The 19,449-nt window shown below is 60.9% G+C and carries 22 protein-coding genes; 7 read left to right on the top strand and 15 right to left on the bottom strand.

Annotated features, from left to right (window positions below; all coding sequences use genetic code 11):
* Window positions 1-116 precede the first annotated feature (116 nt).
* Complete coding sequence (cysD, locus tag BLL38_RS12380; RefSeq protein ID WP_057437780.1) at window positions 117-1,034, top strand: sulfate adenylyltransferase subunit CysD; 918 nt, start codon at window positions 117-119, stop codon at window positions 1,032-1,034.
* A gap of 9 nt (window positions 1,035-1,043) precedes the next feature.
* Window positions 1,044-2,942, top strand: coding sequence for a sulfate adenylyltransferase subunit CysN (gene cysN, locus BLL38_RS12375; protein ID WP_076962840.1), 1,899 nt, complete (start codon window positions 1,044-1,046; stop codon window positions 2,940-2,942).
* A gap of 59 nt (window positions 2,943-3,001) precedes the next feature.
* On the opposite strand, the gene BLL38_RS12370 is transcribed toward cysN, so the two are convergent.
* The 4 genes from BLL38_RS12370 to BLL38_RS12355 form a co-directional block, all read right to left on the bottom strand.
* Window positions 3,002-3,811, bottom strand: a complete 810-nt coding sequence (locus BLL38_RS12370) for a hypothetical protein (RefSeq protein ID WP_076962839.1) — start codon at window positions 3,809-3,811, stop codon at window positions 3,002-3,004.
* Between the two features lie 246 nt (window positions 3,812-4,057).
* On the bottom strand, window positions 4,058-4,954 hold the full coding sequence (locus BLL38_RS12365; RefSeq protein WP_076962838.1) for a 1-acylglycerol-3-phosphate O-acyltransferase, YihG family: 897 nt from the start codon (window positions 4,952-4,954) through the stop codon (window positions 4,058-4,060).
* Window positions 4,955-7,054 (bottom strand): phosphate acetyltransferase, encoded by a 2,100-nt coding sequence (gene pta, locus BLL38_RS12360; protein ID WP_076962837.1) that lies wholly within the window; start codon window positions 7,052-7,054, stop codon window positions 4,955-4,957.
* A 60-nt stretch (window positions 7,055-7,114) separates the two neighbouring features.
* On the bottom strand, window positions 7,115-7,453 hold the full coding sequence (locus tag BLL38_RS12355; RefSeq protein WP_076962865.1) for a DUF3565 domain-containing protein: 339 nt from the start codon (window positions 7,451-7,453) through the stop codon (window positions 7,115-7,117).
* Here BLL38_RS12355 and BLL38_RS12350 point away from each other — a divergent pair.
* Both BLL38_RS12350 and BLL38_RS12345 read left to right on the top strand, forming a co-directional pair.
* Window positions 7,422-7,907 (top strand): FKBP-type peptidyl-prolyl cis-trans isomerase, encoded by a 486-nt coding sequence (locus tag BLL38_RS12350; protein WP_017476012.1) that lies wholly within the window; start codon window positions 7,422-7,424, stop codon window positions 7,905-7,907. The genes BLL38_RS12355 and BLL38_RS12350 overlap by 32 nt on opposite strands.
* Window positions 7,908-8,043: 136 nt before the next feature.
* Window positions 8,044-8,526: a glutathione peroxidase gene (locus BLL38_RS12345; protein WP_076962836.1), complete on the top strand. Its 483-nt coding sequence runs from the start codon at window positions 8,044-8,046 to the stop codon at window positions 8,524-8,526.
* 64 nt (window positions 8,527-8,590) lie between these two features.
* On the opposite strand, the gene BLL38_RS12340 is transcribed toward BLL38_RS12345, so the two are convergent.
* A complete protein-coding gene (locus BLL38_RS12340; RefSeq protein WP_130898219.1) occupies window positions 8,591-8,824 on the bottom strand; it encodes a hypothetical protein in 234 nt (77 codons plus the stop codon).
* Between the two features lie 289 nt (window positions 8,825-9,113).
* Here BLL38_RS12340 and BLL38_RS12335 point away from each other — a divergent pair, with 289 nt between their 5' ends.
* Window positions 9,114-10,217, top strand: a complete 1,104-nt coding sequence (locus BLL38_RS12335; protein WP_076962834.1) for an NADH:flavin oxidoreductase — start codon at window positions 9,114-9,116, stop codon at window positions 10,215-10,217.
* Between the two features lie 133 nt (window positions 10,218-10,350).
* On the opposite strand, the gene BLL38_RS12330 is transcribed toward BLL38_RS12335, so the two are convergent.
* The 4 genes from BLL38_RS12330 to cysZ form a co-directional block, all read right to left on the bottom strand.
* Window positions 10,351-10,698, bottom strand: coding sequence for a hypothetical protein (locus BLL38_RS12330; protein WP_076962833.1), 348 nt, complete (start codon window positions 10,696-10,698; stop codon window positions 10,351-10,353).
* A gap of 105 nt (window positions 10,699-10,803) precedes the next feature.
* Complete coding sequence (locus BLL38_RS12325; RefSeq protein ID WP_076962832.1) at window positions 10,804-11,982, bottom strand: glycosyltransferase family 4 protein; 1,179 nt, start codon at window positions 11,980-11,982, stop codon at window positions 10,804-10,806.
* A gap of 79 nt (window positions 11,983-12,061) precedes the next feature.
* A complete protein-coding gene (locus tag BLL38_RS12320; protein WP_076962831.1) occupies window positions 12,062-13,054 on the bottom strand; it encodes a cytochrome-c peroxidase in 993 nt (330 codons plus the stop codon).
* 83 nt (window positions 13,055-13,137) lie between these two features.
* On the bottom strand, window positions 13,138-13,893 hold the full coding sequence (gene cysZ, locus BLL38_RS12315; RefSeq protein ID WP_029295586.1) for a sulfate transporter CysZ: 756 nt from the start codon (window positions 13,891-13,893) through the stop codon (window positions 13,138-13,140).
* Window positions 13,894-14,186: 293 nt separating this feature from the next.
* Here cysZ and trxB point away from each other — a divergent pair, with 293 nt between their 5' ends.
* A complete protein-coding gene (gene trxB / locus BLL38_RS12305; RefSeq protein WP_076962830.1) occupies window positions 14,187-15,149 on the top strand; it encodes a thioredoxin-disulfide reductase in 963 nt (320 codons plus the stop codon).
* Window positions 15,150-15,242: 93 nt separating this feature from the next.
* Here the strand turns inward: trxB and BLL38_RS12300 are convergent, their stop codons facing one another.
* From BLL38_RS12300 to BLL38_RS12280, 5 genes are all read right to left on the bottom strand, one after another.
* Window positions 15,243-15,584, bottom strand: a complete 342-nt coding sequence (locus BLL38_RS12300; RefSeq protein WP_076962829.1) for a HopJ type III effector protein — start codon at window positions 15,582-15,584, stop codon at window positions 15,243-15,245.
* A complete protein-coding gene (locus BLL38_RS12295; RefSeq protein WP_076962828.1) occupies window positions 15,577-15,873 on the bottom strand; it encodes a DUF1244 domain-containing protein in 297 nt (98 codons plus the stop codon). Before BLL38_RS12295 ends, BLL38_RS12300 begins: the two co-directional genes overlap by 8 nt.
* Before the next feature lie 23 nt (window positions 15,874-15,896).
* Window positions 15,897-16,268 (bottom strand): dihydroneopterin triphosphate 2'-epimerase, encoded by a 372-nt coding sequence (gene folX / locus BLL38_RS12290; protein WP_076962827.1) that lies wholly within the window; start codon window positions 16,266-16,268, stop codon window positions 15,897-15,899.
* 54 nt (window positions 16,269-16,322) lie between these two features.
* On the bottom strand, window positions 16,323-17,030 hold the full coding sequence (gene folM / locus BLL38_RS12285) for a dihydromonapterin reductase (protein WP_076962826.1): 708 nt from the start codon (window positions 17,028-17,030) through the stop codon (window positions 16,323-16,325).
* A 61-nt stretch (window positions 17,031-17,091) separates the two neighbouring features.
* Window positions 17,092-17,652 carry a putative antibiotic biosynthesis monooxygenase gene (locus tag BLL38_RS12280; RefSeq protein ID WP_076962825.1) on the bottom strand — a complete coding sequence of 187 codons (561 nt, stop codon included), beginning with the start codon at window positions 17,650-17,652 and terminating at the stop codon, window positions 17,092-17,094.
* Window positions 17,653-17,867: 215 nt separating this feature from the next.
* Between BLL38_RS12280 and BLL38_RS12275 the strand changes: the two genes are divergently transcribed.
* Window positions 17,868-18,827, top strand: a complete 960-nt coding sequence (locus tag BLL38_RS12275; protein ID WP_076962824.1) for a MerR family transcriptional regulator — start codon at window positions 17,868-17,870, stop codon at window positions 18,825-18,827.
* 2 nt (window positions 18,828-18,829) lie between these two features.
* Here the strand turns inward: BLL38_RS12275 and BLL38_RS12270 are convergent, their stop codons facing one another.
* Window positions 18,830-19,435: a hypothetical protein gene (locus tag BLL38_RS12270; RefSeq protein WP_076962823.1), complete on the bottom strand. Its 606-nt coding sequence runs from the start codon at window positions 19,433-19,435 to the stop codon at window positions 18,830-18,832.
* Window positions 19,436-19,449 lie beyond the last annotated feature (14 nt).

Genomic DNA, 19,449 nt, shown 5'->3' with positions numbered 1-19,449 from the left:
CATATACCGTTTCGATCTAGCCAGCTCCCTGAATAGAAGCAGGTGCTGTGCTAGCATGCCTCGCTCGAACACGGCCCGCAGGCCGTCCAAAAAGAATCGTTTTTCCGTGAGTAGCCATGGTCGATAAACTGACGCATCTCAAACAGCTGGAGGCGGAGAGCATCCACATCATCCGTGAGGTTGCCGCTGAGTTCGACAACCCGGTAATGCTCTACTCCATCGGCAAAGACTCCGCCGTGATGCTGCATCTGGCGCGCAAGGCATTCTTTCCGGGCAAGTTGCCGTTCCCGGTGATGCATGTGGACACCCAGTGGAAATTCCAGGAAATGTACAAGTTTCGCGACCGCATGGTCGAGGAGCTGGGCCTGGAGCTGATCACCCACGTCAACCCGGACGGCGTAGCGCAGGGCATCAACCCGTTCACCCACGGCAGCGCCAAGCACACCGATATCATGAAGACCGAAGGCCTCAAACAGGCCTTGGACCAGCATGGTTTCGACGCCGCGTTCGGCGGCGCCCGTCGCGATGAAGAGAAATCCCGCGCCAAGGAGCGCGTGTACTCGTTCCGCGACAGCAAGCACCGCTGGGACCCGAAAAACCAGCGCCCGGAGTTGTGGAATGTCTACAACGGCAACGTCAACAAGGGCGAGTCGATCCGCGTGTTCCCGCTGTCCAACTGGACCGAGCTGGATATCTGGCAGTACATCTATCTGGAAGGCATCCCGATCGTGCCGCTGTATTTCGCCGCCGAACGTGAAGTGATCGAGAAGAACGGCACGCTGATCATGATCGATGACGAGCGCATCCTCGAACACCTGTCCGACGAAGACAAAGCCCGTATCGTCAAGAAGAAAGTCCGTTTCCGTACCCTTGGCTGCTACCCGCTGACGGGCGCGGTGGAGTCCGAAGCCGAGACGCTGACGGACATCATCCAGGAAATGCTCCTGACGCGAACTTCCGAGCGCCAGGGCCGGGTCATCGACCACGATGGCGCCGGCTCCATGGAAGATAAAAAACGTCAGGGTTATTTCTAAGGGGTTGTCATGTCGCACGTATCTGATTTGATCAGCGAGGACATCCTCGCCTACCTGGGCCAGCACGAACGCAAGGAAATGCTGCGCTTTCTGACCTGTGGCAACGTCGATGACGGTAAGAGCACCCTGATCGGGCGCCTGCTGCACGACTCGAAGATGATCTACGAAGACCATCTGGAAGCCATCACCCGTGACTCGAAAAAAGTCGGCACCACCGGCGACGATATCGACCTGGCCTTGCTGGTCGACGGCCTGCAGGCCGAGCGTGAGCAGGGCATCACCATTGATGTGGCCTACCGCTATTTCTCCACCGCCAAGCGCAAATTCATCATCGCCGACACCCCGGGCCATGAGCAGTACACCCGCAACATGGCCACCGGTGCGTCCACCTGTGACCTGGCGATCATCCTGGTGGACGCGCGCTACGGCGTGCAGACCCAGACCCGTCGCCACAGCTTTATCGCCTCGCTGTTGGGCATCAAGCACATCGTCATCGCCATCAACAAGATGGACCTCAACGGTTTCGACGAAAGCATTTTCGAGTCGATCAAGGCCGACTACCTGAAGTTTGCCGAGGGCATCGCGTTCAAGCCGAGCACCATGGCCTTTGTGCCGATGTCGGCGCTCAAGGGCGATAACGTGGTGAACAAGAGCGAGCGTTCGCCGTGGTACACCGGCCAGTCGCTGATGGAGATCCTCGAAACCGTCGAGATCGCCAACGACCGCAACTACACCGACCTGCGGTTCCCGGTGCAGTACGTCAACCGGCCGAACCTGAACTTCCGGGGGTTCGCCGGCACCCTGGCCAGCGGCATCGTGCACAAGGGCGACGAAGTCGTGGTGCTGCCGTCGGGCAAGAGCAGCCGCGTCAAATCCATCGTCACCTTCGACGGTGAGCTGGAGCACGCAGGCCCCGGCCAGGCGGTGACCCTGACCATGGAAGACGAGATCGACATCTCCCGTGGCGACCTGCTGGTGCATGCCGACAACGTGCCGCAAGTCACCGACGCCTTCGACGCCATGCTGGTGTGGATGGCCGAGGAGCCGATGCTGCCGGGCAAGAAATACGACATCAAGCGCGCCACCAGTTATGTGCCGGGTTCCATTGCCAGCATTGTGCATCGTGTGGATGTGAACACCCTGGAGGAAGGCCCGGCCAGTGCCTTGCAGTTGAACGAAATCGGCCGGGTCAAGGTCAGCCTCGACGCGGCCATTGCCCTGGACGGCTACGCCAGCAACCGCACCACCGGCGCCTTTATTGTGATCGACCGGTTGACCAACGGCACCGTGGCGGCGGGCATGATCATCGCGCCACCGGCCAGCCATGGCGGTGCTGCGCAGCACGGCAAACTGGCCCACGTGGCCACCGAGGAGCGCGCCCAGCGCTTTGGCCAGCAGCCGGCTACCGTGTTGTTCAGCGGCCTGTCGGGCGCGGGCAAGAGCACCCTGGCCTATGCCGTCGAGCGCAAGCTGTTCGACATGGGCCGTGCGGTGTTTGTGCTCGATGGGCAGAACCTGCGGCATGACCTCAATAAAGGCCTGCCACAGGACCGTGCCGGGCGCACCGAGAACTGGCGGCGTGCCGCCCACGTGGCGCGGCAGTTCAACGAAGCCGGCCTGCTGACCCTGGCCGCCTTCGTGGCGCCGGATGCCGAAGGCCGCGAACAGGCCAAGGCGCTGATCGGCAGTGATCGCCTGCTCACGGTCTACGTGCAGGCCTCGCCGCTGGTGTGTGCCGAACGTGACCCGCAAGGCTTGTACGCCGCCGGTGGGGATAACATCCCTGGCGAGTCGTTCCCGTACGACGTGCCGTTGAATGCCGACCTGGTGATTGATACGCAGGCGTTGTCGCTGGAGGACAGCGTCAAGCAGGTGCTGGAGTTGCTGCGGGTTAGCGGCAAGCTTTAAGCGGCAAGCTAAAAGCCCGCCATCGAGTGATCGGTGGCGGGCTTTTTTATATCTAGGGATTAGGCCGATTTGCCATCAGACACTTCGACCCGGTTGAGTACGTCAGTGTCTTTGGTTCCGTAGATATCTGCTTGCGAGGTGGTATCGATTATGTTGTGGCCCTTGCCTATGTTGATTTCGCCAACGCCTTCGGTGGTGATGAAGGATGTTCCGGCACCACTGTTGATAGAAAATTTTCCAGAAAGCACGGTCATTGTGTCGTGATCCCCGCTGCCTGTGATAGAGGTTTTCTGGTCGAGGTTACCGACTTTTGCGCCTATCATGATGTTACTGCCGCTCCCCCCCAGCAGGTTGTTCCGCCAACCCCGACCTCCGGCCAGGAAGTCGTTACCGTTTTCGCCATGAAGCGTACCGCCTAGACCCAGGTAGGCCTGGTCATCCCCGTCACCCAAGTGGACGCTTGCAATACCGCCTCCGCCCTTGAAGAAATCGTTACCGTCTCCGGTATTGATCTCGAGGATACTTTTTACGTTGTCATCAACACTCACACGGTCGTCGCCGCCGTTGGTATTGATCGTGATTGTAGAGAGCGGTTGGTTGGGCATGTTTAGCGGATAGCTTTTGCCGTTGATATCGGCCGTCAACTTTTGGTCAGGGTCCAGGTGCAGGTGAATGCGGTCGTTGTGGTTGCCGGTGTTAATAGTGACGTTTCTATAGTTGTCCTGACTGTTCACGTCCGCGAGATCGAAGTCTGCGCTGATTGTCAGGTTGCCGTCTTCATAGGTTCGTTTATAAGCCGGCTGTGTCTGGTTTTCTGCGGTTGGCTGTGGTGTTGCAGGAAGTATTGGGGATGAAGAGGTGATGGTCATAGAGTTGGCTTCCGTAGTCATTTTTCAGGGCGCAGATGTGCGCGATCCAGATACCCGGTGTTTAAACCGGGCGTATGGCTGAGTGGGAGAGCCTGGAAAATCAGTTGCCAACAATACTGTTTCGGTACGTTTGCTGATCGTTCCCACGCTCCGCGTGGGAACGCCGCCTTGGACGCTCCGCGTCCGCTCTTGAGGTGGTGACGCGGAGCGTCAGGGGATGCATTCCCACGCAGAGCGTGGGAACGATCAGTTGCCTGAGTACTCGATGTGAAGCCGGCTCAGTAAGGCATCCTTGTCTTCCCACAACTGGTTGATCCAGCCCTGGAACGCCAACCGATATTCCCCGTCCTGCTCATAACTCTTGCCAATGAACTCGGCCGGGATCTGCACCTCTTCAAACTGCACCACCACCTCCCGCACATTGCCGCACAGCAGATCCCAATAGCCGGGACGCCCGTCAGGGTAGTGAATGGTTACGTTCACCAGCGATTTCAACTGCTCGCCCATGGCATCCAGTACAAACGCAATGCCACCGGCCTTGGGCTTGAGCAGATAGCGCAACGGCGATTGTTGCTGAGCATGTTTGCCAGGGGTAAACCGCGTGCCTTCGGCAAAGTTGAAAATACCCACCGGGTTGTCGCGGAACTTCGCGCAGGTCTTGCGGGTGGTTTCCAGGTCCTTGCCTTTTTTCTCCGGGTGTTTTTCCAGGTAGGCCTTGGTGTAGCGCTTCATGAAGGGGAAACCCAGGGCCCACCACGCCAGGCCGATCACCGGCACCCAGATCAGCTCCTGCTTGAGGAAAAACTTCAGCGGGCGGATCCGCCGATTGAGTACGTACTGCAACACCATGATGTCGACCCAGCTCTGGTGGTTGCTGGTCACCAGGTACGAGTGTTGGTAGTCCAGGCCTTCCAGGCCCTTGAGGTGCCAGCGCGTACGGCACACCAGGTTCATCCAGGCCTTGTTGTTGCTGATCCACGCCTCATGGGTGTGGTTCATCAACCATTCGCTGAAGCGCTTGGCGAACGGCAGCGCCTTGAACAACGCGACGATAAACAGAAATGAACACAGCAGGAGGGTGTTCAACGCCAGCAGTAACGAGGCAATCACCCCGCGCAGGGCGGCAGGCAGAAAATCCAGCATTTAGGCATCCATAGGTCGGTTGGCGGCTTGAATCGCAGTCAGGGCGATGGTGTAGACAATATCGTCCACTTGGGCCCCACGGGGCAGGTCGTTCACGGGTTTGCGCAGGCCCTGCAGCATCGGCCCGAGGCTGACGCAATCGGCGCTGCGCTGTACCGCCTTGTGGGTGGTGTTGCCGGTGTTGAGGTCGGGGAACACAAAGACCGTGGCCTTGCCCGCCACCAGGCTGTTGGGCGCCAGTTGCCGGGCGACGTTTTCGTTGGCGGCGGCATCGTACTGCAACGGGCCGTCGATCAGCAGCGAGCTCTGTTGTTCATGGGCCAGCAGGGTGGCCTCGCGGACCTTCTCCACTTCTTCGCCACTGGCCGAATCGCCGCTGGAATAGCTGATCATCGCCACGCGCGGGGTGATGCCGAAGGCGGCGGCCGAGTCGGCGCTTTGCAGGGCGATTTCCGCCAGTTCCGCGGCGCTGGGGTGCGGGTTCATCACGCAGTCGCCGTACACCAGCACCTGCTCGGGGAACAGCATGAAAAACACCGACGACACCAGGGTGCAGCCCGGCGCGGTCTTGATCAGTTGCAGGGCCGGGCGGATGGTATTGGCGGTGGAGTGGATGACCCCGGAGACCAGGCCGTCCACTTCATCCAGCGCCAGCATCATGGTGGCGATCACCACAGTGTCTTCCAGTTGCTGCTCGGCCATCGGTGCGTTGAGGCTTTTGCTCTTGCGCAGCGCCACCATTGGCTCGACATAGCGCTCGCGAATCAGGTCCGGGTCGAGAATCTCCAGGCCTTCGGGCAACTCGATGCCCTGGGCGCGGGCCACGGCCTCGACGTCGGCCGGCTTGGCCAGCAGCACGCAGCGGGCAATGCCCCGGGCCTGGCAGATGGCGGCGGCTTGCACGGTCAGCGGCTCGCTGCCTTCGGGCAGCACGATGCGCTTGTTGGCGGCCTGGGCGCGCTGGATCAACTGGTAGCGGAACACCGCCGGCGACAGGCGCATCTCCCGTGGCGTGCCGCAACGCTGGTGCAGCCAGCGCGCGTCCAGGTGGCTGGCGACGAAATCGGTGATGATCTCCGCGCGTTCGCGGTCATCAATCGGGATTTCCTTGTTCAGGCTGTTGAGCTGGTTGGCGGTGTCGTAGGAGCCGGTGCTCACCGACAACACCGGCAGCCCGGCCTGGAACGCGCCACGGCACAGGTCCATGATGCGTGGGTCGGGCAGGGTGTCGCTGGTCAGCAACAGGCCGGCCAGGGGCACGCCATTGATCGCCGCCAGGCTGACGGCGAGGATGATGTCGTCGCGATCCCCCGGCGTCACCACCAGCACGCCGGGCTTGAGCAGCTCCACGGTGTTGCGCATGGTGCGCGCGCAAATGATGATTTTGTTCATGCGCCGGGTTTCATAGTCGCCGGCGTTGAGCACTTGCGCGCCCATCAGGTCGGCCACATCGCGGGTACGTGGGGCATTGAGCTCCGGCTGGAACGGGATGCAGCCGAGCAGGCGGAAATCGCCACTGCGCAGCAACGGCGAGTGCTCCTTGAGGCGCGTGGCGAAGGCTTCCATGCTTTCGTCGGTCTGCACCTTGTTGAGGATCACGCCCAGCACTTTCGGGTCTTTCGGGCCGCCGAACAGTTGTGCCTGCAACTCCACACGGCCGGAGAGTTCGGTCAGCACTTCGTTTTCCGGGGCCGAGACCAGGATGACTTCGGCATCCAGGCTTTTGGCCAGGTGCAGGTTGACCCGTGCTGCATAGCTGGCGCTGCGGGTCGGCACCATGCCTTCGACGATCAGCACGTCCTTGCCCACGGCGGCCTGCTGGTACAGGGTGATGATTTCTTCGAGCAGCTCATCGAGCTGGCCATCGCCGAGCATCCGCTCGACATGGGCCAGGCCCAGGGGTTGGGGTGGTTTCAGGCCGTGGGTACGCGCCACCAGCTCGGTGGAGCGTTCAGGCCCGGTGTCGCCGGGATGGGGCTGGGCAATGGGCTTGAAAAAGCCGACTTTCAGCCCGGCCCGCTCAAGGGTGCGCACCAGCCCAAGGCTGATGGAGGTCAGACCCACACCAAAATCGGTGGGCGCGATAAAAAAAGTCTGCATGCGAATTCTCTGAAGGTGCATGGCTTGGGTGGTGCGCTATGGCTGCGCGCCGACCGGGAATCAGCTGCCAAGGGTATCGTTATCCGGGCGCTGCGCACACCAGCCACAGGCAAAGGGCTGGCCTATTTTTGCCAGGCGCTGCGCTGGGTCAACCACCCAGGCCCGGGATTGCCAGGGCGGCTGGTGGCGCAGGTGCTGCGTATGGCCGCAGGACAGCGCCGCGACCCAGTGGCCGTGCGCGTCCTGATGAAATCCGACGACTGTCGAGTCACTGGATTGCCCCCGTCTGTCCGGGTTCTGTTCGCTTTCGGGCAAATCCTTGTTTAGACTTGTCCGTTCTTCATTCTTATGCAAAAGGTCTCGCCCCATGCCGATCGCCGCCAACAAGGCTGTCTCCATTGACTATACCCTGACCAACGACGCTGGTGAGGTCATCGACAGCTCCGCCGGCGGCGCGCCGCTGGTCTACCTGCAAGGCGCAGGGAACATCATCCCGGGCCTGGAAAAGGCCCTGGAAGGCAAAGAGGTGGGTGATGAGCTGACCGTTGCCGTAGAACCCGAAGATGCCTATGGCGAGTACTCGGCCGAACTGGTCAGCACCCTGAGCCGCAGCATGTTCGAAGGCGTCGACGAACTGGAAGTGGGCATGCAGTTCCACGCCTCCGCACCGGACGGCCAGATGCAGATCGTGACCATTCGCGACCTGGACGGCGACGATGTCACCGTTGACGGCAACCACCCGCTGGCGGGCCAGCGCCTGAACTTCCAGGTCAAGATCGTGGCCATCCGCGACGCGTCCCAGGAAGAAGTGGCCCACGGCCACGTGCACGGCGAAGGTGGTCACCACCATTGATTGACGGGGTACGCCCGGTCAGTTGAAAAGAAAGGCGCCTTCGGGCGCCTTTTTTGATTGGCGGCTATTCTTGCCGGCTGGGCGGCTGTAATCTCGGATGGCCGTTACACAGAATATGGGAAATCTGGAGTTTGTCATGAGTGCTTTCCACGACCTTAAACTCAAAGCCCTGGATGGTCAGGAGCTGCCTCTGGCGCCCTACAAGGGGCAAGTCGTGCTGGTGGTCAATGTCGCCTCCAAATGTGGGCTGACCCCGCAATATGCCGCGCTGGAAAACCTCTACCAGCAATACAAGGGCCAGGGCTTCACTGTGCTGGGCCTGCCATGTAATCAGTTTGCAGGCCAGGAACCGGGGACCGAAGACGAGATCCAGGCGTTCTGCAGCCTCAACTATGGCGTGAGCTTTCCCCTGGGCAGCAAGCTTTCGGTGAACGGTCCCGAGCGCCACCAGTTGTACCGCCTGTTGGCGGGGGAGGGCGCGGAGTTTCCCGGGGATATCACCTGGAATTTCGAGAAATTCCTGCTGGGCAAGGATGGGCGGGTACTGGCGCGGTTTTCCCCGCGTACCGCGCCGGATGATCCGAGTGTCACCCAGGCCATCGAAAAGGCCCTTGGCTGACATAGCGGCAAGCAGGCGTCCGATCTGACACCTGCTTGGCTGTCGGCGCTCCCCCTAACTGTTCTTAGCCGGAAGTCTCCAGGTCATCCGGCCAGTTTTGGGTGGCTGCCTGGAAGGCTTTTGCTGCCTGCTCACGATTGTTTTGATAATTGATGCTGCCAGCGTTTGCAGAGTCTGAGGCACCAAAATTTATATTGGCGGTGTCGGCCGGTTGAACTTGGGAGCCGTGAGGCTCATTTCGTTGCTGCTCGAACTGCAGGGGCACTTGGGTGCTTCCCATCCCGTTTACAGACGACATTGATTATCTCCAAGCAGTTGGATAATTAAGGTGGTACAGCGTTTACCTCGAGCACGGTATTTCTACTTCGTGCACACGGGGTGGGTGGTTAAACGTAGGATATGGTTCCGCATCCCCGAATGATTGTTGCCTGTGGTCGAACTGGAAACGATCGTCGGTGCGTACATCGTCACTGAAGATTGCCCGTCGTGCTTTTACCCCTTAATCACCGCAATCAATAGTGCTATCCCACCCTGTCCGCACTCCATATTATCCGCATCATAAAATCCCTCTCGTGCGGAGTGCTCCCATGCCTGTCCAAGCCTTGTTCAAACCGTTCCAGCTCGGTGCGCTGCAATTGCCGTCCCGTGTGGTGATGGCGCCGATGACTCGTTCGTTTTCCCCGGGTGGCGTACCCAACTCCAAAGTGATCGAGTACTACCGCCGTCGCGCGGCGGCCGGCGTCGGCCTGATCATCACGGAGGGCACGGTGGTGGGCCACCCGGCTTCTAATGGTTATCCGAACGTGCCGCACTTCTACGGCGAAGCGGCATTGGCCGGCTGGAAGAAGGTGGTTGATGCGGTGCATGCCGAAGGGGGCAAGATCGTCCCGCAGCTGTGGCATGTCGGCAGCGTACGCCGCCTTGGCACCGAGCCGGATGCCAGCGTGCCGGCCTATGGCCCGGTGGAAAAGCTCAAGGACGGCAAGGTGGTGGTCCACGGCATGACGCCCCAGGACATCCAGGACGTGATCACCGCCTTCGCCCAGGCCGCCAAGGATGCCCAGGCCATCGGCATGGATGGCGTGGAGATCCACGGTGCCCACGGTTACCTGGTCGATCAGTTCTTCTGGGACGCCAGCAACCCGCGTACGGATGCATACGGCGGCAGCCAGGCCAAGCGTTCGCGGTTCGCCATCGAGTTGATTCAAGCTGTACGTGCGGCGGTCGGCCCCCAATTCCCGATCATTTTCCGCTTCTCCCAATGGAAGCAGCAGGATTACACCGCGCGCCTGGTGCAAACCCCCGAGGCATTGGGTGAGTTCCTCAAGCCGTTGTCTGACGCGGGCGTGGATATTTTCCATTGTTCCACCCGGCGTTTCTGGGAGCCGGAGTTCGAGGGTTCCGAGCTGAACCTGGCCGGTTGGACCCGCCAGCTCACCGGCAAGCCGACCATCACCGTGGGCAGTGTCGGCCTGGATGGCGAGTTCCTGCAGTTCATGGTCAACACCGACAAAATTGCCCAGCCGGCCAGCCTGGAAAAACTGCTGGAGCGCTTGAACAACGACGAGTTCGACCTGGTAGCCGTGGGCCGTGCGCTACTGGTGGATCCGGATTGGGCGCTGAAAGTGCGTGAAGGGCGTGAGGGCGATATCTTGCCGTTCAGCCGTGAGGCGTTGATGACCCTGGTGTAACCCGGCTCACCTGAGAGGGGCGCAGAGCATGTCAACTGCGCCCGACACCAGGGTTGTCCAGATCCTGAGGCATTGAGTCAGTTGTGGCGGTGTGCTATCGAATACCTCAAGGGGGTATGGCCTGGGCTCAGCTTTAACCGCGGTAGGGGTCGCCTGTGACGGGGAAAGGTCGTTGAAAGGGAGCCCTGGAAATGTCGACAAACGGGGTTGGAGGATTTTTTGACGATACCCCTAACTGCATCCGAAGATCATTACGACCCATCTTTGCTTTCAGGGCTTCTTCGGCCGGGCTGTCTGCGTCAAGGGTGAGGCGATTGAATCGGCCACTGTTAAATATTCTCTGCTCGGCGGCGGAATAGGGCTCCATATCCCGGCCATGTTTTTGCCATAGATGTTCATACTGCCCTGGATCCCGGCGGCTTTCGGGCAGCAGGGGGCCGGATAGGTTAGGCTGGAACGCTAACTGGTCGAGGCTTACCATGGTCATGACTCCATCAAATGATTGTCTGCGCAGGCGTGAACGCACTACACACCTTGTATGGCTGTTTATGCGCAGTTGGTTCCATGTCCAAGGTAACGCTATACATCACACCAGGCGCGAGCGGTCCGTCATCCCCCGTTCCTCATCGCATACGCTGCGTAACTGGTACTCGAACTGCTCGATAATGGCTGGCCATCCCTGACGGCTGGCATGCTGCCGGGCATTGAGGCGTACCCGTCGCAAGTTCTCCTGTTCATCCAACAGCCAGTTGGCCGCGTCGCAAAACGTCGCCTCATCCCCGGGCATCGCCAGTGCGCCGCTGTAGCCGTGGCGGATATGCTGGGTGGCGGCTGCCTGATCGTAGGCCACTACGCCAAGCCCCGAGGCCATGGCCTCCAGCACCACGTTGCCAAAGGTCTCGGTCAGGCTGGGGAACAGAAACAGATCGCCCGAGGCGTAGTGCCTGGCCAGGTCCTCACCGCGCCGGCTGCCGCAGAAAATCGCCTCGGGTAGCGCTTTCTCCAGGCTCGCCCGTTGCGGGCCATCGCCGACGATGACCAGCTTCAGGGGGCGCTGTGGATAAGTGGCTTGCAGTGAGTCGAAGCAGCGCTTGAGCAGCCCCAGGTTCTTTTCCTGGGCCAAACGCCCGACATGCAGCACGGCGATAGCGTCATTGCCCAGGCCCCAGCCTTCACGCAAGGTGTTATCGCGCCTGACCGGATGGAACAGTTGGCTGTCCACCCCACGCGCCAGCATGCCCAGGCGCTCGAAGTGGCGGCGTTCCAGTTCCAGGCGCTGGCTGACGCTGGGCACCAGGGTCAGGGTGGAACGGTTGTGGAACCAGCGCAGGTAATGGGTCAGGACACGGCTGAGCATGCCCAGGCCATATTGGTTGGAATATTGCTGGAAATTGGTATGAAAACCGCTGACCACGCTGATGCCCAGGCGCCGTGCCGCACGCAGTGCCGACAGGCCCAGCGGGCCTTCGGTGGCGATATACAGCACGTCCGGGCGCTGGCGCTTCCAGCGCCGCAACAGCTTGTGCATCGACGATTGGCCCCATTGCAGGCCCGGATAGCCCGGCAGCGGCCAGCCACGGCACAGCAGCAGGCCGTCATCGCTGGGCCGGCTTTGATCGCTGTCTTGCCTGGGGCGGATCAGCTCTACCTGGTGGCCGCGTGCTCGCAGTCCTTCGCACAGGCGGCCAAGGGTGTTGGCCACGCCGTTGATTTCCGGCGGGAAGGTTTCGGTAATCAGGGTGATATTCAGGAAAGCTGTCGTCATGCAGCCAGTGTCGGCGTGGGCCGTGTCGTCATTGTGTCATCGCCATGACGGATTTATGACGAAACGGCCCGGTATGGGCTCAGTTGAACGGCGTGGGGTGCGGAGTCTTGGCCGAAGACGGCGGCAGGGCCGGCAACTTGAAGTCCGGCTGGTCGCCGGTCAGGGTGTCGAGGAACGCGACAATCTGGCCGACTTCATCTGTGCTCAACTTGCGCCCCAGTTGCAGGCGGGCCATGACGTCCACCGCTTCGCTCAGGTTCCAGTAGGCACCGTCGTGGAAGTAGGGGTAGGTCAGGGCGACGTTACGCAAGGTCGGCACCTTGAACATCATCCGGTCCTGATCCTTACCGGTCAGGCCCGCCACGCCCTGGGCCGGGTTCTGGGTGGCATAGGGTTCGACCATGCCCATTTTCTGGAAGGTGCTGCCACCGACCGCCTCGCCGTTGTGGCATGCCACGCAGCCGATGCTCTTGAACAACTGGTAGCCCTGCGCTGCGGTGGCGCTGATGGCTTTTTTATCGCCCAGCAACCAGCGGTCGAACGGGGCGTTGGGGGTGACCAGGGTTTCTTCAAAGGCCGCGATGGCGTTGGTCACATCGTCGAACTTGATGCCGCCATCGCCATACACTTTTTTGAACGAGGCCTGGTATTGCGGGATCGAGCGCAGTACATCCACGGCCAGGTCGTGGGTAAAGCCCATCTCGCCGGGGTTGGCGATCGGCCCACCGGCCTGCTCCTGCAGGGTGGCCGCGCGCCCATCCCAGAACTGCGCGACGCTCATGCTCGAGTTGAGCACCGTCGGCGAGTTGATCGGCCCCTGGTGCCAGTTGTGCCCGATGGAGGTGGGCAGATTGTCGCTGCCACCCATGCTCAGGTTGTGGCACGAGTTGCAGGAAATGAAGCCGGACTTGGACAAGCGCGGGTCGAAGAACAATTGCTTGCCCAACTCGACCTTGTCGGCATCGGTGATCTTCGCCGGTTGCACTGGCAGGATGGGCTCATTGGCGGCGGCGGCCCCCCAGGCCTCGCCGCCCAACATCAATCCGAACATCAGCATCAACGGTCTGTACATGGTGTGCTCCCCACAGGCTTATAGTGTTAATAACCATGTGCTCTGTATGGGCAAATCACCATGATCCAGGTCAATCCATTGGGTCAGGGCTTTTGCGCCAGCATCGTTTCGGCGCCGCGTTCACGCACCCAGAACAACGTCGCCCCGGCCACCGCCGCCGGCATCATCAACAGGTTGACCACCGGCACCAGCAGCACCAGGTAGACGATGCCGCCGAAGCTCATGCTCTGCCAGCGCTTCTGGCGCAGCCAGGCGAGCATTTCGTTCCAGCCCAGCTTGTGGTTGTCGGCCGGGTAGTCGATGTATTGGATCGCCATCATCCACACCCCGAACAGCAGCCACAGCGGTGCGGCAATCAGGTTGACCACCGGGATGAAGGACAGGATAAACAGGCCGATGGCCCGGGGCAGGAAGTAGCCCAGCTTGCGCATTTCCCGGGCCAGGGTGCGCGGGACCATGGCGAACAGCTCGGCCCAGCTGAAGGCGGGGAAGTCATCGGTACCGCGCACTACCACTTCGACTTTCTCCGCGAGAAAGCCGTTAAACGGCGCGGCGATGATATTGGCGAGCATGGTGAAGCTGAAAAACACCATAAACGCCACCAGCAGCACAAACAGCGGCCACAGGATGTAGCTGAGGAAGCTCAGCCAGCTGGGCAGCGTCGGCATCAGGGTATCGACCCACAGGCTGAACTGATGGCCAGCGAAATAGATCAACCCGACGAACAATATCAGGTTGATCGCCAGGGGTAGCAGGACGAACAGGCGCAGGCCTGGGCTCAAGACCAGTTTCAGGCCTTCACGCAGGTATTGTGGGCCTGACAGAACGGGGGCGGGCATGGAAAAACTCCGGGCAAAAGGGCGAACGCGCCGACCTTACCGGCTTTGCCGGTAGGGTGAAAGCACGCTCAGCAAGCCGACATTAACGGTAACAAACATGTTGATTAATCGGTGTCACAGAATAGAGACCACCTATGAGCTGGATTGTTAATCCGTATTTCCTTAATCTTGCCCCCCTCTATACGCTGCACCCATTATTTTCAGGGCCTGCGAGTTCAAGCCTTCCCCAAGTGCTTCGCGGTCCTTTTTTATTCCAGCCGCTCTGTAGTCCGGGCGGTCGATAGGAGTGAGTCATGTCTGATACCCGTCATTCGCGAGTGATTATTCTCGGTTCCGGCCCTGCCGGTTACAGCGCTGCGGTCTACGCGGCCCGGGCCAACCTCAAGCCGTTGCTGATCACCGGCATGCAGGCGGGGGGTCAGTTGACCACCACCACTGAAGTCGACAACTGGCCGGGCGATGTCCACGGCCTGACCGGCCCGGTGCTGATGGAACGCATGAAAGAACACGCCGAGCGTTTCGAGACCGAAATCGTCTTCGACCATATCAATGCCGTGGACTTCTCGAAAAAGCCCTACAGCCTGACCGGCGACAGCGGCGTGTACACCTGTGACGCGCTGATCATCGCCACCGGCGCCAGCGCCCGTTACCTGGGCCTGCCATCGGAAGAAGCGTTCATGGGCAAGGGCGTTTCCGCCTGCGCGACCTGCGACGGCTTCTTCTATCGCAACAAGCCGGTGGCCGTGGTCGGGGGTGGTAACACCGCTGTAGAAGAGGCACTGTACCTGGCCAACATCGCCAGCACTGTGACCCTGGTGCACCGCCGCGAAACCTTCCGCGCCGAGAAGATCCTGATCGACAAGCTGCACGCGCGGGTTGCCGAAGGCAAGATCATCCTCAAGCTCAACGCCACCCTGGATGAAGTCCTGGGCGACACCATGGGCGTGACCGGTGCGCGCCTGAAAAACAACGATGGCAGCTTTGACGAGCTGAAAGTCGACGGCGTGTTCATCGCCATTGGCCACACCCCGAACACCTCGTTGTTTGAAGGCAAGCTGACCGCCAAAGACGGTTACCTGGTGGTGCAGGGCGGCCGTGAAGGCAATGCCACCGCGACCAACCTCGAAGGCATCTTTGCCGCCGGCGACGTGGCTGACCACGTCTACCGCCAGGCCATCACCTCGGCCGGCGCCGGCTGCATGGCGGCCCTGGATGCCGAGCGTTACCTCGATGGCTTGAAAGACGTTTCCTGCTAAAGCGCTGCACTCAAAAAACCGGCTGCGAGGCCGGTTTTTTTATGGGCGGGATTTGATAAGTACCGCCATTCAAATGTGGGAGCGGTGTTTGGCTCAGGATTTTCGAGTCAGGGGCTGGGCGCTGAACTTCACACCTGCCAACCCATGCTCGATCAACGCGCGGATATTGCCGTGATCCGTGCCCTCAGGCGTCGCCAACACCGAACGGTAATGCTCACCGAACGCCAGCAAAGCCTGCTGGTCGCTCAAGCCTTCCAGCAGCGCCAGGCCCAGGGTCTTGCATGAGCCTTCGTTCTGCCCGGCGGCGTTTTCTACGCCGCCGTTGCTGAAGGCCTGTGGCTGGTAGTCGTAACCGGCGGCAATAAAGGCCAGGGTGTCGGCAAACGCGTGTGCGCCGCTGTCGAGGCTGGCGCGCAGGGTGTTCAGGTCAGTCATGGGGTTTTCCTTTGGCAAACGCCGCTTGTTGTTCGGCGCTGGCTTCTTGCTGGTATTGGGCTTTCCACTCGGCATACGGCATGCCGTAGACCACTTGGCGGGCGTCATCGAGGCTGACCTCGATCTGGCGTTCGTCGGCTTCGGCCTTGTACCACTTGGACAGGCAGTTGCGGCAGAAGCCGGCGAGGTTCATCAGGTCGATATTCTGCACGTCCTTGCGGCTGTCCAGGTGGGCGACCAGCCGGCGAAAGGCGGCGGCTTCAAGTTCCAGGCGTTGTTGATCGGTCATGGGATTCACACAGATTCAGGGGATTAGCGGCTGGCCGCCAGGGTAATCGACACCGACTCGGCAAAGCGCAGCGCATGGGGCTTGTCGACTTCGACCTCGGCATACAGCACCGACTCATTGCCCATCACCAGGTCCAGCAGTTCCTGGGTCAGGCGTTCGAGCAGGGCAAAGCGATTGCCTTCGACGTGGGCGATGATGGCCTTGGTGATGGTGCGGTAGTTCAAGGCGTGGTCGATGTCATTGTCGCGCACGGCGTCTTGTGCGGCATACAGGATGGTCAGGTTGATCAACACATCCTGCTTGTTGAGGATCTCATCCTCGTTGATGCCAATGAAGGTACGCAGACACAGGTCCTTGACCCGGATGCGCGCCATACCTGGTTGAAGTTGTGGCATTGCTACTTGCTCCATCCAATCAGTTGCAGGAACCCCAGCGGCTGGTGTTCGGGTTTACTTGACATGTCGCCCGCCGTTGACGGTCAGGGTGGTGCCGGTCACATAAGGGTTGTCCAGCAGGTAACGCACACTCTGGTAAATCACCTCGGGCCCGGGTTCGATGCCCAGTGCCGACTTGGCCAGGACCTTGGCGCGATAGGCCGCGTCGTCGCCGTCGTTGAACATCACCATGGCCGGCGAGATGCCATTGACCTTGACCCGGGGCGCGTAGTGGGCGGCGAAGGACAGGGTCAGGCTGTCGAGCCCGGCCTTGCTGGCACAGTAGGCAATATGCTGGCGGCTGCCCTTGCGGGTCACGTCGTCGCTGATGTGCACAATGTCGGCCGGCATCGAGCGGTGCAACAAGTCTGCACAATGCAGGTTGATCAGGTACGGCGCAAGCATGTGCACACTGAACATATCGATAAAGGCATGGGCTTCGTCACCGGGTGTTTCGGCGGCCCAGGTCGAGGCATTGTGGATGATTGCCCGCAGGCGGTCGGTATGGGTCTTGAGTTCGCTGATGAAGGCCAGGATGCCGGCCTCGCAGGAAAAGTCGGCAAACACGCCAATTGCGCCACGCTCGCGCAGGGCCTGTACGCCGGGGCGTTCACTGCGATAGCTGAAGATCACCGGCTGGTTGTCGTCCAGCAGGCGCAGGGCGCAGTGCAGGCCGACACGTTGGCCGGCACCGGTAATCAGGATCGGGGCGGGAGAGGTCATGGGAGGCTCGGGTCGCTGGCAGGCTAAAACTATACCAGCGCCCGGCCTGTTGCGGCTCGGCTCAAACGGTGGCTTCGGCAGGTTTTACCCGCTGCGGGGCAGGATTGAGCCAGCCTGCCAGCAAATGGGTGGACAGCGGAATGAACAGATAGACCATCAACGGCGTCAGGGCCAGGGTGCTGACCAGCACACGGCTGAACAGGCCCAGCTCGGCCAACAGTGGCTCAAGGCCAAAATTGAACAGCAACGACACCGGAAAAAACGCCAGCCAGATCGCCACGGCCTGTTTCCAGCGCGGTGGGCGCTGGCCCACGGCACCAAACCAGCCTTCCATGCCGCTGACGCGATGCTCCATGGGGTCGGCAAACAATTCGCTGCCACGGCCCAGCCAGGCGCTGCGCGAGGCCGAGAACTCCCAGGCGTGCAGGGTCTGCTCGTCGGCGAAGCGGAAGATGATCTGGAATTCGCCACCGTCGGCGGGCGGTGCAAGCACGCCGGAACCCAGGTAGCCGGGGAAGTCAGTGGCCAGTTGCTCGCCTTCGCGCAGCCAGCTCATCATGTCCTGATAGCGGCCTTGGGCAGCGCGGCGCGCAACCATCAAGGTGACGGGGAGGGTAGACATTGTGTATCTCCGAATGTGTGGGCGCGCAGCACCGGGTAGGTGGCGTCCCTGGCGAAGCCGCGGGGGTAGGGCGGCGACGCAAAAAAAACAGGCAAGGATTATTCCTGATTTGACGAAATACGCCAGCGACATTGGACCGCTGGCCGGGTCCCTTGAAAAAGACAGGTATAAAAGCGTTAAATGGGATCCAAGTTCGTATAAGTTTTGGTCCCGCGATGCCTGTAATCACAGCACCCTTCCAAGGTATTGAGCCAGGCGCTCTATGCGCGGCAGATGAGTTGTTCCCGATTCGCGAAGTCGCGAGATTGACAGGAATCAACCCGGTCACCCTGCGGGCCTGGGAGCGGCGTTATGGCTTGATCCAGCCGATTCGCACCGAAAGCGGGCATCGCCTGTACACGCAGAAGGACATCGAGACGGTTCATCGCATCCTGGACTGGATCGAACGCGGGGTCGCGGTGAGCAAAGTCGGCAGGATCCTCGCACGCGACGATGCACAAGCGTCTTCCCTGCGCACGTTGCAGGAAGGCGAAGGTCAGCATGAGTGGGTCCAGTGGCAGCAGCAGTTGCAGCTCGCCATCGGCGCGTTTGATGACCGGCAACTGGAGCGCCTGTACGGGCAGATTTTTGCGGCGTACCCCGCCGTCGTGGTGTTCCAGGACATCCTGATGCCCCTTTGGCACCAGTTGTTGCGCCATCAGGGGCGTTTCGGCCAAGCCAGCGAATGGCTGTTTTTCGATAGTTTCCTGCGCGCGCGGATTGTCCAGCGCCTGCAGGTCGCTCGTGCTGGCCGCACGCCGCAGGTATTGCTGGCAGCCATTGCCGGCGAATGCCGAGAGCTGGAGTTGCTGGTGGCGGGGCTTATGCTCAGCGGTGATGAACTGGCGGTTCATGTGCTGAGCGTGGGCCACCCCTTGGATGAGTTGACGCTGGTCTGCGAGAAGATCCGCCCGCAGGTGCTGGTGCTGTTCTCCAACCGTTCACCGAGCCATGAGCTACCCAAGCGGTTGGAGCGGTTAGCCCTGACCCTGGAATGCCCGTTGCTGCTGGCCGGTGATGCCTCGGACATGGCCGAACAGCAACTGGCAGGGACTGCCATCGGCTGCCTGGGCAATGAAGGGCGCTTGATGCCGCGGCGCTTGCAGCAGTTTCTCAGTGGAACCCTGGCTACCTGAGATCAGGCATGCACTTCGGGGTGGGCCAGGCGATGCTGTTGCAGGATGAACTGGCGCAGGCGCTCGGTTTCATCCACATCCCCCTGGTTCAGGCGGTAGGCAAACAGGCCACGCGCCGTTTCGCGCTCCAGGGTGCCACGCACCGCAATCCGTTCGTAGCCGGATGGGCTGAACCACATCGAGAACGTCCGTGGTGGTTTGCTGCGGCCCCGGCACTGCACCAGCAGGCCCTTGAACGAGACTTCATGCACCCACAACACACCCGGCTGGCCCTTGACGTTTTCCAGGGCCACCGGTTCTTCGAGCACCAGGCGCCAGGGCCGGATCATCGGCCCGTCCTCGAAAATGCTCGGCACCCCAAGGCGCAAGTGCAGGGCATGGAACTCGTCTTCCACCAGTTGCAGTGGAAAGGTCATTTGCTGGTTATCGAACTGCGCCTGGATCGTCACATGCTCATGGGCCGCCAGGCGCGTGAGCAGGTCGCGGATCTGCGCGCCGCCGTTGACCGTCAGGCTCGACGACACATCCCGCACATTAAGCTGCGGGTTGTGGTGCATGTTCTGGATGAAGTCCAGCTCGTCCTGGGTCAAAAGCGCGTCGCGTTGCATTGATGTGGCTCAAG

It is taken from the genome of Pseudomonas gessardii (assembly GCF_001983165.1).
In the GTDB taxonomy this organism is placed as follows: Bacteria; Pseudomonadota; Gammaproteobacteria; order Pseudomonadales; family Pseudomonadaceae; genus Aquipseudomonas; species Aquipseudomonas gessardii.
Note: the sequence above shows the minus strand (reverse complement) of the source record. Positions and strands in the feature narration are given on the sequence as shown.